Annotated in this window: 13 protein-coding genes; 6 read left to right on the forward strand and 7 right to left on the reverse strand. The window is 67.5% G+C overall.

Annotated elements, in window-relative coordinates; translation table 11 throughout:
* Positions 1-86: 86 nt before the first annotated feature.
* Entirely contained in the window at positions 87-422 is a 336-nt protein-coding gene (locus tag TEP_RS05040) for a zinc ribbon domain-containing protein YjdM (RefSeq protein WP_117310984.1), read from the forward strand.
* A 7-nt stretch (positions 423-429) separates the two neighbouring features.
* Here TEP_RS05040 and TEP_RS05045 read toward each other — a convergent pair whose 3' ends face one another.
* On the reverse strand, positions 430-1587 hold the full coding sequence (locus tag TEP_RS05045; RefSeq protein WP_132824496.1) for a transglutaminase domain-containing protein: 1158 nt from the start codon (positions 1585-1587) through the stop codon (positions 430-432).
* A 229-nt stretch (positions 1588-1816) separates the two neighbouring features.
* On the opposite strand from TEP_RS05045, the gene TEP_RS05050 reads away from it, so the two are divergent.
* The 4 genes from TEP_RS05050 (at position 1817) to TEP_RS05065 (ending at position 4693) form a co-directional block, all read left to right on the forward strand.
* Positions 1817-2419, forward strand: coding sequence for a hypothetical protein (locus tag TEP_RS05050; protein ID WP_132824497.1), 603 nt, complete (start codon positions 1817-1819; stop codon positions 2417-2419).
* Between the two features lie 49 nt (positions 2420-2468).
* Positions 2469-2648 carry an oxidoreductase-like domain-containing protein gene (locus TEP_RS05055; protein WP_099844378.1) on the forward strand — a complete coding sequence of 60 codons (180 nt, stop codon included), beginning with the start codon at positions 2469-2471 and terminating at the stop codon, positions 2646-2648.
* Positions 2645-3262, forward strand: a complete 618-nt coding sequence (locus TEP_RS05060) for a DUF998 domain-containing protein (RefSeq protein ID WP_132824498.1) — start codon at positions 2645-2647, stop codon at positions 3260-3262. The genes TEP_RS05055 and TEP_RS05060 overlap by 4 nt, the downstream gene beginning before the upstream one ends.
* A gap of 96 nt (positions 3263-3358) precedes the next feature.
* Positions 3359-4693, forward strand: coding sequence for an AcvB/VirJ family lysyl-phosphatidylglycerol hydrolase (locus tag TEP_RS05065; protein ID WP_276321350.1), 1335 nt, complete (start codon positions 3359-3361; stop codon positions 4691-4693).
* A 94-nt stretch (positions 4694-4787) separates the two neighbouring features.
* On the opposite strand, the gene mprF is transcribed toward TEP_RS05065, so the two are convergent.
* Entirely contained in the window at positions 4788-7352 is a 2565-nt protein-coding gene (gene mprF / locus TEP_RS05070) for a bifunctional lysylphosphatidylglycerol flippase/synthetase MprF (protein ID WP_132824499.1), read from the reverse strand.
* Between the two features lie 192 nt (positions 7353-7544).
* Between mprF and TEP_RS05075 the strand changes: the two genes are divergently transcribed.
* Complete coding sequence (locus TEP_RS05075; protein WP_025879081.1) at positions 7545-7892, forward strand: RidA family protein; 348 nt, start codon at positions 7545-7547, stop codon at positions 7890-7892.
* An 80-nt stretch (positions 7893-7972) separates the two neighbouring features.
* Here TEP_RS05075 and TEP_RS05080 read toward each other — a convergent pair whose 3' ends face one another.
* The 5 genes from TEP_RS05080 to TEP_RS05105 all read right to left on the reverse strand — a co-directional run bounded on the left by TEP_RS05080 (position 7973) and on the right by TEP_RS05105 (position 12931).
* On the reverse strand, positions 7973-8347 hold the full coding sequence (locus tag TEP_RS05080) for a hypothetical protein (RefSeq protein WP_132824500.1): 375 nt from the start codon (positions 8345-8347) through the stop codon (positions 7973-7975).
* 853 nt (positions 8348-9200) lie between these two features.
* Positions 9201-9614 (reverse strand): Rnf electron transport complex subunit RnfB, encoded by a 414-nt coding sequence (gene rnfB / locus TEP_RS05090; protein ID WP_132824502.1) that lies wholly within the window; start codon positions 9612-9614, stop codon positions 9201-9203.
* A 24-nt stretch (positions 9615-9638) separates the two neighbouring features.
* Positions 9639-10229 (reverse strand): HAD family hydrolase, encoded by a 591-nt coding sequence (locus TEP_RS05095; protein ID WP_165933948.1) that lies wholly within the window; start codon positions 10227-10229, stop codon positions 9639-9641.
* Between the two features lie 76 nt (positions 10230-10305).
* Positions 10306-12378: a methionine--tRNA ligase gene (gene metG / locus TEP_RS05100; RefSeq protein WP_132824503.1), complete on the reverse strand. Its 2073-nt coding sequence runs from the start codon at positions 12376-12378 to the stop codon at positions 10306-10308.
* A gap of 103 nt (positions 12379-12481) precedes the next feature.
* Positions 12482-12931, reverse strand: coding sequence for a DUF2147 domain-containing protein (locus tag TEP_RS05105; RefSeq protein WP_025879086.1), 450 nt, complete (start codon positions 12929-12931; stop codon positions 12482-12484).
* Between the last annotated feature and the right edge of the window lie 225 nt (positions 12932-13156).

Raw genomic sequence — 13156 nt, forward strand, 5'->3', positions numbered from 1 at the left:
AGCTGCGCCCGGACCGTCGCCGGAAAATGAACGGAAAGGCCGGGCGGTTACAATGGCCGCTGTTGATTCATTTTGAGGTACTTGCAATGTCTTCTGTTCCCGCCTGCCCGCAGTGCACCCTGGAAAACACCTATGCCGATGGCGCGCTGTGGATCTGCGCCGACTGCGGCTTCGAGTGGACGACCGAAGAAGGTACCGGTTCGACCCTGGTTGTGCGTGACAGCAACGGCAATACCCTGCAGACCGGCGACACCGTCACCGTGATCAAGGACCTGAAGGTCAAGGGTTCTTCGATCCCGCTCAAGCAGGGCACCGTGATCCGCAACATCCGCCTGGTCGAAGACGATGCCGAGCACATCGAGGGCAACTCGGACAAGATCAAGGGCCTGGTGCTGAAGACCTGCTTCCTCAAGAAGGCCTGATCGCGGCTCAGCGCTTGGCCTGCTGCGCCCGCCAGCGGGCCAAGCTGTCCAGCTTGGCCTGGTAGCGTGCCTGCTGCGTTGATCCGCCCAGTTCCTGCGCCCGCAGCAGTTCGCGGTCCGCACGCCGCAGCCGGCCCGTCAGGAAATACACCCGCGCCAGGCCGAAGTGGAACTGGTGCGCGGTGTCGTACAGGCGCACCGCCCGCCGGTAGTACGTGATCGCCTTGTCCAGGTCGCCAGCGCGTTCGGCCTGGGCGCCCTGCATGTACTGCGCGAACGGGTCCTCGCGCTGCACCGACTGCAGCTTCTTCTGCATGGCTTCCGCCTGCGCCGTCATGCCCAGCTTGCGATAGAGCGCACTGGCGTTGTTCAGCGCTGCACTCTGGCGTCCGTCCAGGCGCAGTGCCGTGTCCAGCGCCGTGCGGGCCGCCTGGTCATCGCCCAGGCGGTTGTCGAGCACGCCGATGTTGTTCCATGTCGAGGCGAACTCCGGGTCCTGCGCCAGCGCGGCATCGAAGAAGGCACGTGCTCCTCTCAGGTCGCCATCGGCCAGCTGCTCCGCGCCCCGGTTGTTGTAGTAGTGCGCCAGCGCCCGTTCGCGGCCAATCGGTTGTGGCCCGTGGCGGTCGTACAGCACGTTGCGGTCCAGGTCGACCGTACCGTAGCGGCCACCGACATCCACGCCGGCGTTGACGTGCCCGACGTTGTAGACAACGCCCTGGTCCTGGTCCTGGTACCACGACACCACCTGGCCGACTTCCTGCACCCGCGCCTGGATGCCGGCCTCACGTGCCAGGGTGACAAACAGCAGGGTGAAGGCAAGGCAGTTGGCGCGCTGGTGCTGCCAGATCTCGCTGATGGTGTAGGTCGCATCGGCGTCGTACTGCAGGTCCATGCCGTGCTGGCTGAAGATCATTTCCACCAGCGCCTGCAGGCGCTGGTCGCGCGAATGGCTGCGGCTGATCACCTGCTTCTGCAGCATCTCGCGCATCGCCGGTGGGATCGCCAGCACCTGTTCGGGTGTCGGCACGCTGGCGGCGGTGACCTTTACGGTGGAGATGGTCGGGATGGCGGGCGCAGCGGCTGGAGCATCCTGCGCGGACAGGGCTGGCGCGCCGAGCGCAGCCAGTGACAGGAGAAAGCATCGGGCGGCAAGACGGCGCATGACGGTTTCCGGCAGCGGCGGGCGCTCCCGCCTGCGGCCAGTGTAGACCCGCGCGTGGCGGTCCGCATCCACCGGCGACCGGCGCTGCGCGTCGTCCACAGCCGGTGTGGACCAGCACGCGACAAACCTGTGGACAACTGCCCTGCGCCCTTGCCCGGCACGGGATGTGAGTGGCTGGTGAAAAAACAGCCAGCTTGCCCGGCGGTGCCAAGGGCGGGATCATCCCTGCATGGACTTCGCCCCGCTGACTCTCGCTCCCGCGCATTGGCAGGCTCTGCAGGATGCCTATGCGACGCCACCGCGCGCCTATCACCACTTCGGCCATGTGCGCGCGGTCCTGCAGCATTGCCAAGAGGTGGCTGCGGGTCCGGGCTGGCAGCAGCCGGCCGAGGTCTATCTGGCAGTGCTGTACCACGATGCGATCTACCAGGCCGGCCGCAAGGACAATGAGGCCAGGTCGGCCGCGCTGGCCCTGCAGGCGATCGCGGACTGGCCCGAGCTCGCATCGGTCGATGCCGGCCGGGTCGAGCAGTTGATCCTGCTCACCGCCCGCCATGGCGAGCTGGGCCCGGACGATGTCGATGCCGAAGCGGCGCTGTTCCTCGACTGCGACATGGCGATCCTGGCGGCACCGGAGGAGGTGTTTGCCGCGTATGACCGCGGCGTGGCCGAAGAGTACAAAGGCGTGGTGCCGGGCTTCCTGTACCGCGCCGGACGCCGCCGCTTCCTGCAGGGGCTGCTGCGCGCGCCGCGGATCTTCCTCAGCGACTTTTTCGACCAGCGCCTTGATGCCGCCGCGCGAGCCAACCTGCGCCGCCAACTGGGCGCCTGAGCGCGCCGCTACACTATCCACCTGCCATTGCGTGGTGTTGTTTGCAGCCGTGACCGTCTCCGATACTCCCGCCGATCCCCGTCCGCTGCCGCCGGAAGAACCCGGTCCCAACGAGTGCTGCGGCAGTGGATGCCCGTTGTGCGTGCTCGACCTGTACACCGAGGAGCTGCAGCGTTACCGCAAGGCGCTGGCTGAGTGGCAGGCACGGCATCCGGACGCTGGCCCATGACGCGGGCCCGTCCGGCCGCGACGCTGGCGCTGGTGGCACTGCTGCTGTTCCTGGCGACCGCGTTGTGGACGCAGTTCGCGCGGGCCGACCTGGATTGGGTGAAGGCCACCTTGAGCCTGTACCTGCATGGGCCGTGGGGCCTGGCGCTACGCAGCGCCTACTGCCTGCTGGCGCTGGCCATCGCCGTGCTCGGCATCGCGTTGTATCGGCACAGCGTGGGGCCGCGGCGCAGCGCTGCGGCACCGCTGTTGTTCTGCGTGGCCGCCGTTGGCCTGGCCACCGTCGCCATCGGTGACAGCTGGCTGCCCGAGGCAACGCCGTTGCTGGCGCCGTTGATCCACGGCCTGGCTGCCAATACCGCCTTCCTGTGCGCCAGCGTCGGCATGCTGCTGCAGGCCTGGTACCTGCGCCGCGAGCCGGGCTGGCGGGGCAGTGCGGCGCTGTTGTGGGGCTGGGCCTGGCTGGCCTTCGTGCTGCTGTGGGTACACGTGCTGTGGCGCGGTGGCCCACCGCGTGGGCTGGGGCAGAAACTGGTGATCGCGGTGATCGTCGGCTGGCTGCTGTGGTTGGCGCTGGCGCTGTATCGCCGCGGGCGTACCGCCGGCACCCGCTGAATCAACCACCTGCCTGGTTGCAGGCCGCCTGTACCGGTACGTGCCGTGCACGCAGCAGCGGCGTATCGTGTGCGCATTCCAACGGGATGCGAAACGATGCGTGCAGGGCTGGGCAGGGCAATGGGACTGGTGTTGGCGCTGGCGGCGGTGCCAGCGGTGGCGTCATTGCAGCAGGTCAGCCATGGGCGTTTCGATCAGGTGCCGGTGCATGTTCCGGCCGGGGCACCGCAACGGGTGGTGATCTGGTTCCATGACGGCGCCGATGCCGATGACAGCCGCCTGCCGATTGAAGCGCTGCGCGCCGATGGAGCACTGGTCGCATCGGTGGATGTGGCCCACCTGCGTGGCGTGCTCAAGCGCGAAGGCAACAGCAGCTGCGCGTTCGGCGCGGGCGATGTCGAGAATTTCTCGCGTTGGGTACAGGCGTTCCTGCATCTGCCGGGGTATCACCTGCCGTTGGTTGGTGGCAGCGGGGAAGGCGCCGAACTGGCCTATGCACTGGCAGCGCAGGCCGACACCCAGGTCTTTGCCGGCCTGCTGACCTCGGGATTCTGCCCGGCACATGTGCACGAGCGCATGGTCTGCGGTGATGGCGTGAAGCACGACCGCCTGCAGCCCAGCGAACTGAATTTCCCGTGGTTGAACGCGGCCGGTGCGCCGGGGTGTTCGACCAACAGCGCTGGCGCGTTCGTGCAGCAGGTTGCAATGGCGCGTGAATTCAAGCGCACCGCCGCTGGCGATGCGACACCGGGGCTGGTGGCCGCCGCGCGGGTGATCGGCGCGCAGCCCGGGGTCGCGCTGGCACCGCCGCCGGATGCCCTGAAGGGGCTGCCGGTAGTGGAAGTGCCGGCGCAGGGCAGCGGTGACACCTTGGCGGTGTTCGTTTCCGGCGATGGCGGCTGGGCCGGCCTGGACAAGGACGTGGCCGGTGCCCTGGCCGAACATGGCGTGGCGGTGGTTGGCATCGATTCGCTGCGTTATTTCTGGAGCGAACGCACGCCGCAGGGATTCGCTGTCGATCTGCAGAAGATCATCGGCCACTACCGCCAGCAATGGCAGCGCGACAAGGTGATGCTGATCGGTTTCTCGCAGGGCGCCGACGTGCTGCCAGCCACCATCAACCAGCTTGATGCAGGCACCCGCGCCGGCCTAGAGCGCATCGTGCTGCTGTCGGTGGGCAGGAACGCCGACTTTGAATTCCATGTCAGCAACTGGCTGGGCGGCGGTGGCGGCGGCCTGCCGATCGCGCCGGAAGTGGCGAAGCTGCCGGCGGCCAGGACCCTGTGCGTGTACGGCGACAAGGACGAGGATGCACTGTGCCCCGATCTGCCGGGCAACGACGGCGTGCACAAGGTCAAGTTGCCGGGTGACCATCACTTCGGCGGTGACTACGATCGCCTGGCCGAGGTGATCCTCAAGGGCGGCGCGTAAGCGGCCTCATGGGACCACCGCCGGGCATGGCCCGGCGCTACCCGTGCGGACGATCCATCAGGTAGCGCCGGGCCATGCCCGGCGGATCGGGGCGTCAGTTGCGCCGCGGGTCCAGCGAGATCAGCCGCGTGGCATCCAGCAGTGCAGCCGGCAGGTGCATGCCGCCGGGCGCGGCCAGGTAGCGCGGTCGCCACTGCGGATCGAACTTCGACTTGAACCTGCGCAGGCCGCTGAAGCCATAGAAGCGCTCACCATGCCGTGCGAGCAGGCCGGCCAGGCGGTTCCAGCGACCGGCCAGACGGTGCTGGGCCAGGCCGGACAGCGGCGCCATGCCCAGCGAGAACCGTGCGTAGCCCTGCGCGCGGCCCCACAGGAACAGCTCGATGAACAGGAAATCCATCGTGCCCTTCGGTGCATCGCTGACATGACGCATCAGATCCACCGACAGTTCGGCGCCCGCCGGTGCCTGCCACAGGTTGGCAAAGGCCACGATCCGACCTTCAGCTTCGACCAGGGCGATCGGGAAACGCACGAGATAGTCCGGGTCGTAGCTGCCCAGCGAGAAGCCCTTCTCGTCGCCTGACTTGTCCTCCAGCCAGGCGTTGGAAATCGCATGCAGGCGTGGCAGCAGGGCAGGGATCTCTTCCGCCGGTGCTACGCGGAAGGACAGCCCGCCGCGCTTGCCGCGGTTCCAGGCTTGCCGCAGGTCGGCACGCTCGCGGCCTTCCAGGCCGAAGTCGTGCAGCGGCACCATGGCCTCTTCGCCCAGCTTGACCAGGCCCAGGCCGAGATCGAGATAGGTCTGCCAATACGCCTCACCCACCTGGTAGAACACCGGGCGCAGTCCGAGCCGATCGGCTTCTTCGCGGAAGCGCCAGATCAGTGCGCGCGCCACCTCCGGTGGCCCGACCGGATCGCCCATCGCGATCAGCGAGCCGCCGTAGCGCTGCATCATCACAAAGCCCTTGTGCTGCTCATCGCGCAGCACCGCCTTGTCGGCAGTCAGCACCAGGCAGGCCTGGGTGTCGGTGGCGCCGGCCAGCACCGGTGCCAGCGCCTGCAGGGTTGCGTCGTCGGCAGGCGGCAGCGGGCTGCGCGTGCTGTGCAGCAGCCGCGCCAGGCCGAACATCACCAGCGCCATCGCCACCAGCAGCAGTGCACGCAGCGCGCGCGGCGCATTGCCGGACACGGCGAACTGCCACCACAGCTCGTTCTGGTATTCGACGTGGCTGTAAGTGAAGAACAGCAGCCACGTCACCGCCACCAGCACCAGGCCGAGGTTGCGCAGCCATGGCCACGACCAGGCTTCGTCCAGCAGCGCGCCCTGGCGATAGAACTCGCGCCGCGCCGCCCACAGCGCCATCGCCACCAGCAACGCCGACAAGGCGATCAGCGGTTGGCCACCGCGCAGCCAGATCGGCAGCGGTGCGATCACGCAGATCGCCATCGCCAGCATCCAGGCTGCGTGGCTGCGGCGGGCCAGGCCTTGGCCGATCAGCAGCAGGGCGACGCCGGCCAGGCTGCCGATCAGGTGCGAGGTTTCCAGGATCGGCAGCGAGGCATTGATCAGGTGCCGTCGTGGTGTGGGCAGGGTGCCGTCAATGACCAGCGCGGCGCCGACGCTGAAGGCGGCCAGCGCGATGATCTGCGGCAACCACGGACGCAGCGCGTACCAGCCGGTGCGGGTGGCACCTGCGCTGGCCTGCAGCGGCTGCCGCAGCGCGGGCGCCAGGGCCAGCACGGTGGCCAGCAGCAGCGGCAGCACGTAGTAGCTGACGCGGTAGATCAATGCCGCCGCCAGTACTGCAGCCGGCGCCACCTGCGGCAGCAGCTTCAGCAGGCTCCACTCGAACACGCCCAGGCCGGCCGGCACCGTCGACACCAGGCCGGCCAGCACGGCCACCAGATACAGGCCGACGAAACCGGGCAGGCCGGTCGGCGTGGAATCGGGCAGCAGCACATAGAAGGCGGCACTGGCCAGCACCAGTTCGACCACGCTCAACACGGTGACCCCGAGCATGGTGCGCCGGTCGGGCAGCCACAGGCCATGGCCGAAGATGCGGAACTGGCGACCGTTGCGGCCGACCAGGACGAAGGTGGCCGCATAGGCGAGCAGCGCGACGATGCCGACCACGCGCACCGCGCCGGGGTCCAGCGGCAGCGCAAGCGCGGCCGCGGCCGGCTCCATGCACAGGGCAACGCCGATCAGCAGCCACGCGCCGAAGATGAAGCCGAGCGTGCTCATCAGCACCACCTGGCCGATCTGCGCCAGGTCCAGGCCGGCACTGCGGTAGCCGCGCAGGCGCACTGCGCCGCCGGTGAGGGCGGCAAAGCCCACGGTCTGGCCCAGGGTGTGGGCGAGGAAGGCGGTGATGCCGATCCGTGCCGGGTGCACGCGGATGCCACTGCGGCGCAGGCCGATTGCATCGAAGCCGATCAGGCAGGCGTAGCTGGCCAGGCCGAGCAGCACGGTCAGCGCGATCTGCGCAGCGCTGAGCTCGCGGAAGGCCTGGCGGATGGCGCGGTAGCCATGCTCGTCGAATTCGCCAGCCAGCCCATGCAGGGCCAGCGCGAGGATCAGCAGCGGGACGACGATGGTGACGACCCGCTTCCAGGTCGGTGTGGAAGGGGAGGCAGTGGAATCGGTGGGTGCGGTCATCGGCGCAAGGGTGCGTCAGGAAGGGCGAGGGCGGTGTCAACGCAGGCGTGGCGCATCGTGCGCCTGTCCACGCCGTTTGACCAGCACTGCCGCTGTGCTGGTGGTGGCGGTATCCAGTGGCCGCAGCGGGCACACACTTCCAACGCCGGCTGGGTGAGAATGCAGTCCAGACCACCCGCAGGAGCCACGCCCATGATGGAGCGTTACGACGTCGGACCGCGCATGTCCGAGATGACCGTGTACAACAAGGTCGCCTACCTTTCCGGCCAGATTCCGGAAGACACCAGCCAGGACATCACCGGCCAGACCCGGCAGGTGCTGGCCGAGATCGACAAGCTGCTGGCGCTGGTGGCCAGTGACCGCCAGCACGTGCTGCGTGCGGAGATTTTCCTGGCCGACATGGCCGATTTCGAGGGCATGAACAAGGCGTGGGACGAGTGGGTGGTGGAGGGCGCGACCCCGGCCCGCGCCACGGTTGAAGCCAAGCTTGCGCACGCCGAATGGAAGGTCGAGATCATCGTTACGGCGGCAGTGCCGTAATGTCCGGACAGGGGTCAGATCCCATTTCCTCCGGAAAAGGGATCTGACCCCGTTTGCCGGGGCTGACGCTGCAACATCCGTTACAGCTGCGGCTGCAGTCGTGTGCTGGCCTGCGTGCACAAGGCCAGGCAGGCCATCATCAGGCCTTCCATGACCCGGTCGCCGACGTACTCCTCCGGCGTGCCGTTCTGCCGGGTGCGTTCGGCGGCCAGCAGGACCTCCTGCACCACGCGCAGCCCGGCCAGCGCGCAATCGGCATCAGCCAGCGCCATGCACCGGCTGGGAAGTTGATGCCGCTCCGGCCACGGCTGACCGTCAGCGGCGGCGCCGGTACCGATGCGCCGCAGGGTCGCAACCAACGTGGTGGGATCAAGCGCTGGCGACGGTTCCGTGTCCTCGTCGGCGTCTGCCGGGCCGAGGTAGGCGTGCAGATGGGGGAAATCCGATGCGTTCATGGCAAGGCTCCGTGCAGGACAGACGGTAGCCGCCACTCAAAGGTGGCGGACGGAGACGTGGCTCGAAAACCGGTGTCGAACGCTCCGGCTGGCCCGAAGGCCCCCACGCCCCGCCCGCCATAGCCGGCAGACGGATTGCCAGCCGGCGCCACGCAAGGTGACGCCGGCTGGCAAGCGTAAACAACGTTCGACAAAACGGGTTTTCGAAGCCCGGCCACCTTTTTTCGGTGGCTCATCATCTGTAAACCTGCTGCTACGCAATGCCAATCAGACGAGTTGCATTGCTCGCACCATCAAGACGCTTTCAGCATTTTTGCATGCTGTTGAAGGGCCTCAAGCGCAGCTGGCGCAGGGGGGCGCGAATGATCGAGCAATCTGCGACAGACATCCTGATTCGGCAGTTGTCAGCGTGCACGGTAAAGGTCGATTGCGACGAGGGTTCATGACATCGGACAGATAGTGCGGACCAAGGTCCGCACCCACCAACATCCCAGCCATGGCATTGCAGTTGCTCGACCGTCCGCCACGGATATCTGTCGGGGGCTGGTGGGCGGGGGCAAGCGGGACCGTTGGCGCCATGGGCCAGGCGCATGCGCCTGGCGGGTTGGGCAGGACGCCCAACCCCGGTCTTGCCGTGTGCGCAGGATAGCGCACACGAGCAAGGCGCCATCGAGCCCCCAAGGATGGGTTTACGGCGTGTCCCGCTTGCCCCCGCCCACCAGCCCAGATCCTGAAGCCCAGGCAGCCGATGCTCCCAGCCGTTGCCGTTGCCGTTGCCGTTGCCGTTGCTGTTGCTGTTGCTGTTGCTGTTGCTCTCAGCGCAACGCGACGCCGCGGCGTCGCAAAAAAAAACCTACACCAACACCAGCTCGATGCAATCCACCGGGCACGGTGGAATACACAACTCGCACCCCGTGCACAGATCGGCAATCACCGTGTGCATGTACTTCGCCCCGCCGACAATCGCATCCACCGGGCACACCTGTATGCACTTGGTGCAACCGATGCAGTCAGCCTCCACGATCAATGCCACCTGCGGCGGCTTGTGCTCGCCCCGGCTGCGATCGAACGGCAACGCCGGCACACCCAGCACCTGCGCCAACGCCCGCGCACCGGCATCGCCGCCGGGCGGACAACGATCCACGCCAGCCTCGCCACGTGACATCGCCTGCGCATACGGGCGACAGCCGTCGTAACCGCATTGCCCGCATTGGGTCTGCGGCAGCAAGCGGTCCAGGCGTTCGGTCAGGGGCGGAATCAGGCTCATGCGTGGCGAAGGCTGCGCGTTGGGTTACTTCAGGGGTTTGCCGCGGTACCAGCGCTCGTGCGCCAGGGCCAGCATCGGGCGATCCTCCGTGCTGTCACCGTAGGCATGGATGCGTGTGTAACGTGACAGGTCGAACTGGCGGCGGATGTGCTCGACCTTGCGCGGGCCACAATCGCCACCGGCGTAGCGGCCGGTCAGGCGTCCGCTTTCGCTTTCCAGTCGATTGCAGATCAGCTGCAGGCCCAGCTGTTCGCACCACGGCCGCAGGTACAGGTCCAGTGAACCGGACACCACCACCACGGTGTGCTGCTGCTCCTTGTGCCAGCGGATCTGCTCCAGCATTTCCGGGCGCACGACATCAGGCAGGAACTCGCGGGAAAAGCCCGCAGCCAGCGTCTCGATGTCATCGGCGTGGCGCTCGCTGAAGGTCAACCGGGTCACCCGTGCGCGGATGCGCTCGGCGGAGATCAGTTTCAGCTTGTAGGCAAGCAGCCACGGGCCGACTTTCCACCAGGCCTGTGCCAGCTGTTCGGCGGTGGCGACCCGGCGCAGGAAGCGGCCATAGGTGTCGCAGGTGGTGACAGTGTGGTCGAAGTCGAACAGCGCCAGTTCCAACGCAGCATCTCCCATCACGGTACCTCCCTTCGCGGTGCTCAGGACCGGGCGCGGCCGGGGCCGCGCCCGTACTGCATCAACGAACCGGCATGCCCGGCTGCGCGCCGCTGTCGGCGTCCAGCAGCGCCAGCGCGCCGCCATCGAAACCGGCCGACAGGATCATGCCTTCGCTCAGGCCGAAGCGCATCTTGCGCGGTGCCAGGTTGGCGATGAACACCACGCTGCGGCCGACCAGCGCTTCCGGCTCGCCGTAGCTGGCGCGGATGCCGGAGAAGATCTGGCGCTTGCCGAGGTCGCCGGCATCCAGTTCGAAACGCAGCAGCTTGTCCGAGCCTTCCACGAACTCGCACACCAGCACCTTGCCGATGCGCAGGTCGAGCTTGGCGAAGTCGTCGATGCCGATGTAGGCCGGCGCGTCGGCGCTCTTTGCTTCGTCCTTGGCCACCACCGGTGCGGCAGGCTTGCTTGCTTCAACCTTGGCAGAGGGGGCGGCGGCGGTCAGGGTGTCCTTGGAGGCGTCGATCATGGCGTCAATCTTCTTCGGGTCGATACGGGTGAACAGCGGGGTGTAGTCGGTGATGCGATGGCCCAGCAACGGCTGCGCCAGCTCGGTCCAGTCATTCACCGGCGCGGCCAGGAAGGCCTCGGCCTGCGCCGCGGTGGCCGGCAGCACCGGCTTCAGGGCGGTGACCAGTACGCGGAACAGGTTCAGGCCCTGGCTGCAGACCGCCTGCAGCTGCGTATCGGCGCCTTCCTGCTTGGCGATCACCCACGGCTTGACGTCGTCGATGTAGCGGTTGGCTTCATCGGCCAGGGTCATGGTCAGGCGGATCGCCGCGGCCGGGTCGTTGCGCTCGTACGCCTCACGGATCGGCGCCAGGCCATCGACGAAGCGCTGGTACTGCGCCGCGTCGGGCAGCTGCGCGGCCAACTGGCCATCGAAGCGCTTGCTGATGAAACCGGCGCAGCGGCTGGCGAGGTTGACGAACTTGCCGACCAGATCGGCGTTGACGCGCGCGATGAAGTCGCCCAGGTTCAGGTCGAGGTCGTCGACGCCACCACCGGACTTGGCGGCGAAGTAGTAACGCAGCGCCTCCGGCTCCAGGCCGGCATCGAGGAACGTACGCGCCATCACGAAGGTGCCGCGCGACTTGCTCATCTTCGCGCCATCGACGGTCAGGTAGCCGTTGACGTGCAGGCGGGTCGGCGCGCGGTGGCCGGTGCCGTGCAGCACCGCCGGCCAGAACAGGCCATGGAAATTGACGATGTCCTTGCCGAGGAAATGATGCAGCTCGGTGCTGGTGCCGGCGCGCAGGTGCGCTTCGAAGTCCTCGCCGATCCTGCTGCACAGGGTCTGGAAGCTGGACAGGTAGCCGATCGGCGCGTCCAGCCAGACGTAGAAGTACTTGCCCGGCTGGCCGGGAATCTCGAAACCGAAGTACGGTGCATCGCGCGAGATGTCCCACGCACGCAGGCCGCCTTCGGCGTAGAGCCATTCACCCAGCTTGGCCTTCACGCCCGGCAGGGCGACATCGCCGGCCAGCCAGTCGCGCAGGAAGCCGTCGAAATGGCCGACCTCGAAGAAGAAGTGCTCCGAATCGCGCATTTCCGGGGTGGCCCCGGAGATCACCGAGCGTGGCTCCTTCAGGTCGGTCGGCGCATAGGTGGCGCCGCAGACCTCGCAGTTGTCGCCGTACTGGTCGGCGCTGCCGCAGTTCGGGCAGATGCCCTTGACGTAGCGGTCGGGCAGGAACATGCCCTTGGCCGGGTCGTAGAACTGCGCCACCGAACGGCGGCTGATGTGGCCGGCCGCTTCCAGCTTCAGGTAGAACGCCTCGGTCAGCGCCTTGTTGGCGGCGGAATTGGTCGAGTCGTAATGGTCGAAGGCGACGCCGAAAGCGGCGAAATCGCGCTCGTGGCTGGCCTGGATGTTGGCGATGAAGGTTTCCGGGGTAACCCCGGCCTTTTCCGCAGCCAGCATGATCGGCGTGCCGTGGGTGTCGTCGGCGCACACGAACCAGGCCTTGCCGCCACTCATTCGACGCGCCCGCACCCAGATGTCAGCCTGGATGTAGCCGACCAGGTGGCCCAGGTGCAGCGGGCCGTTGGCGTAGGGCAGGGCGGTGGTGACGAGCGCGGTACGGGTCATGGTCACGGGGTGCAGCCAGGGGGAACCGGGGATTATCGCATGCCCGCAACGCGGTGACCCGGCCGGAGCCGGGTCACCAGGGCATTGCCGGGGGCCGTGGCGCTTACTCGCGGACCCAGGTCTGCGCGCGGCAGATGAAGGCGATGCAGCCGGACACGTCCAGCTTGCCGCCGCCCGGCTGCAGCTCGATCTTCGAGCGGTAGGTCTTGCCGTTGGCCGGGTCGAGGATGGTGCCACCGGACCACTTGCTGGTGGTGCCCTTGTCCTGGCTCAGGTTCCAGAGAATGGTCATGCCCTTCACCGGCTTGTTCTTGTTGGCGCCCTCGCACCCATCGCAGACCGGGTTCGGGCCCTTGTCCGAGTGCAGGATCTCGACCACCTTGCCGGACAGCGTGCCGTTGGCAGCCTGGCTGATCTCGACGATCGACTTCACCTTGCCGGTCTTGTCGTCGATGGTCTTCCAGCGGCCGGCGGCACTGTCGGCGGCCTGCGCGGAGAGCGCGGCCAGGCACAGCGGCAGCGCCAGCAGCAGGGTCTTGAAGGTCTTGCGCATGGTCCCCTCCCAGGGTTCATTCCGGCACGATGCCGGTACGGGTCGACTGTATACCCATTCGGCGGGGTATGGGGAAGGGGGCTCGGCCGGGCTGCGCCCGGCACCCGCAGAGGCAACGGCCGGAGCAACCGCAAAAGCTGGCGTTCCGTGGGATGGCAGGGTGGGTCCGGTTGCGGGGGACGCTGCAAGTACGTCCATGTAAGCTCGGTCGCCGCATCCATGCGG

Source organism: Stenotrophomonas sp. TEPEL (genome assembly GCF_004348785.1).
Taxonomy (GTDB): domain Bacteria; phylum Pseudomonadota; class Gammaproteobacteria; order Xanthomonadales; family Xanthomonadaceae; genus Stenotrophomonas; species Stenotrophomonas indicatrix.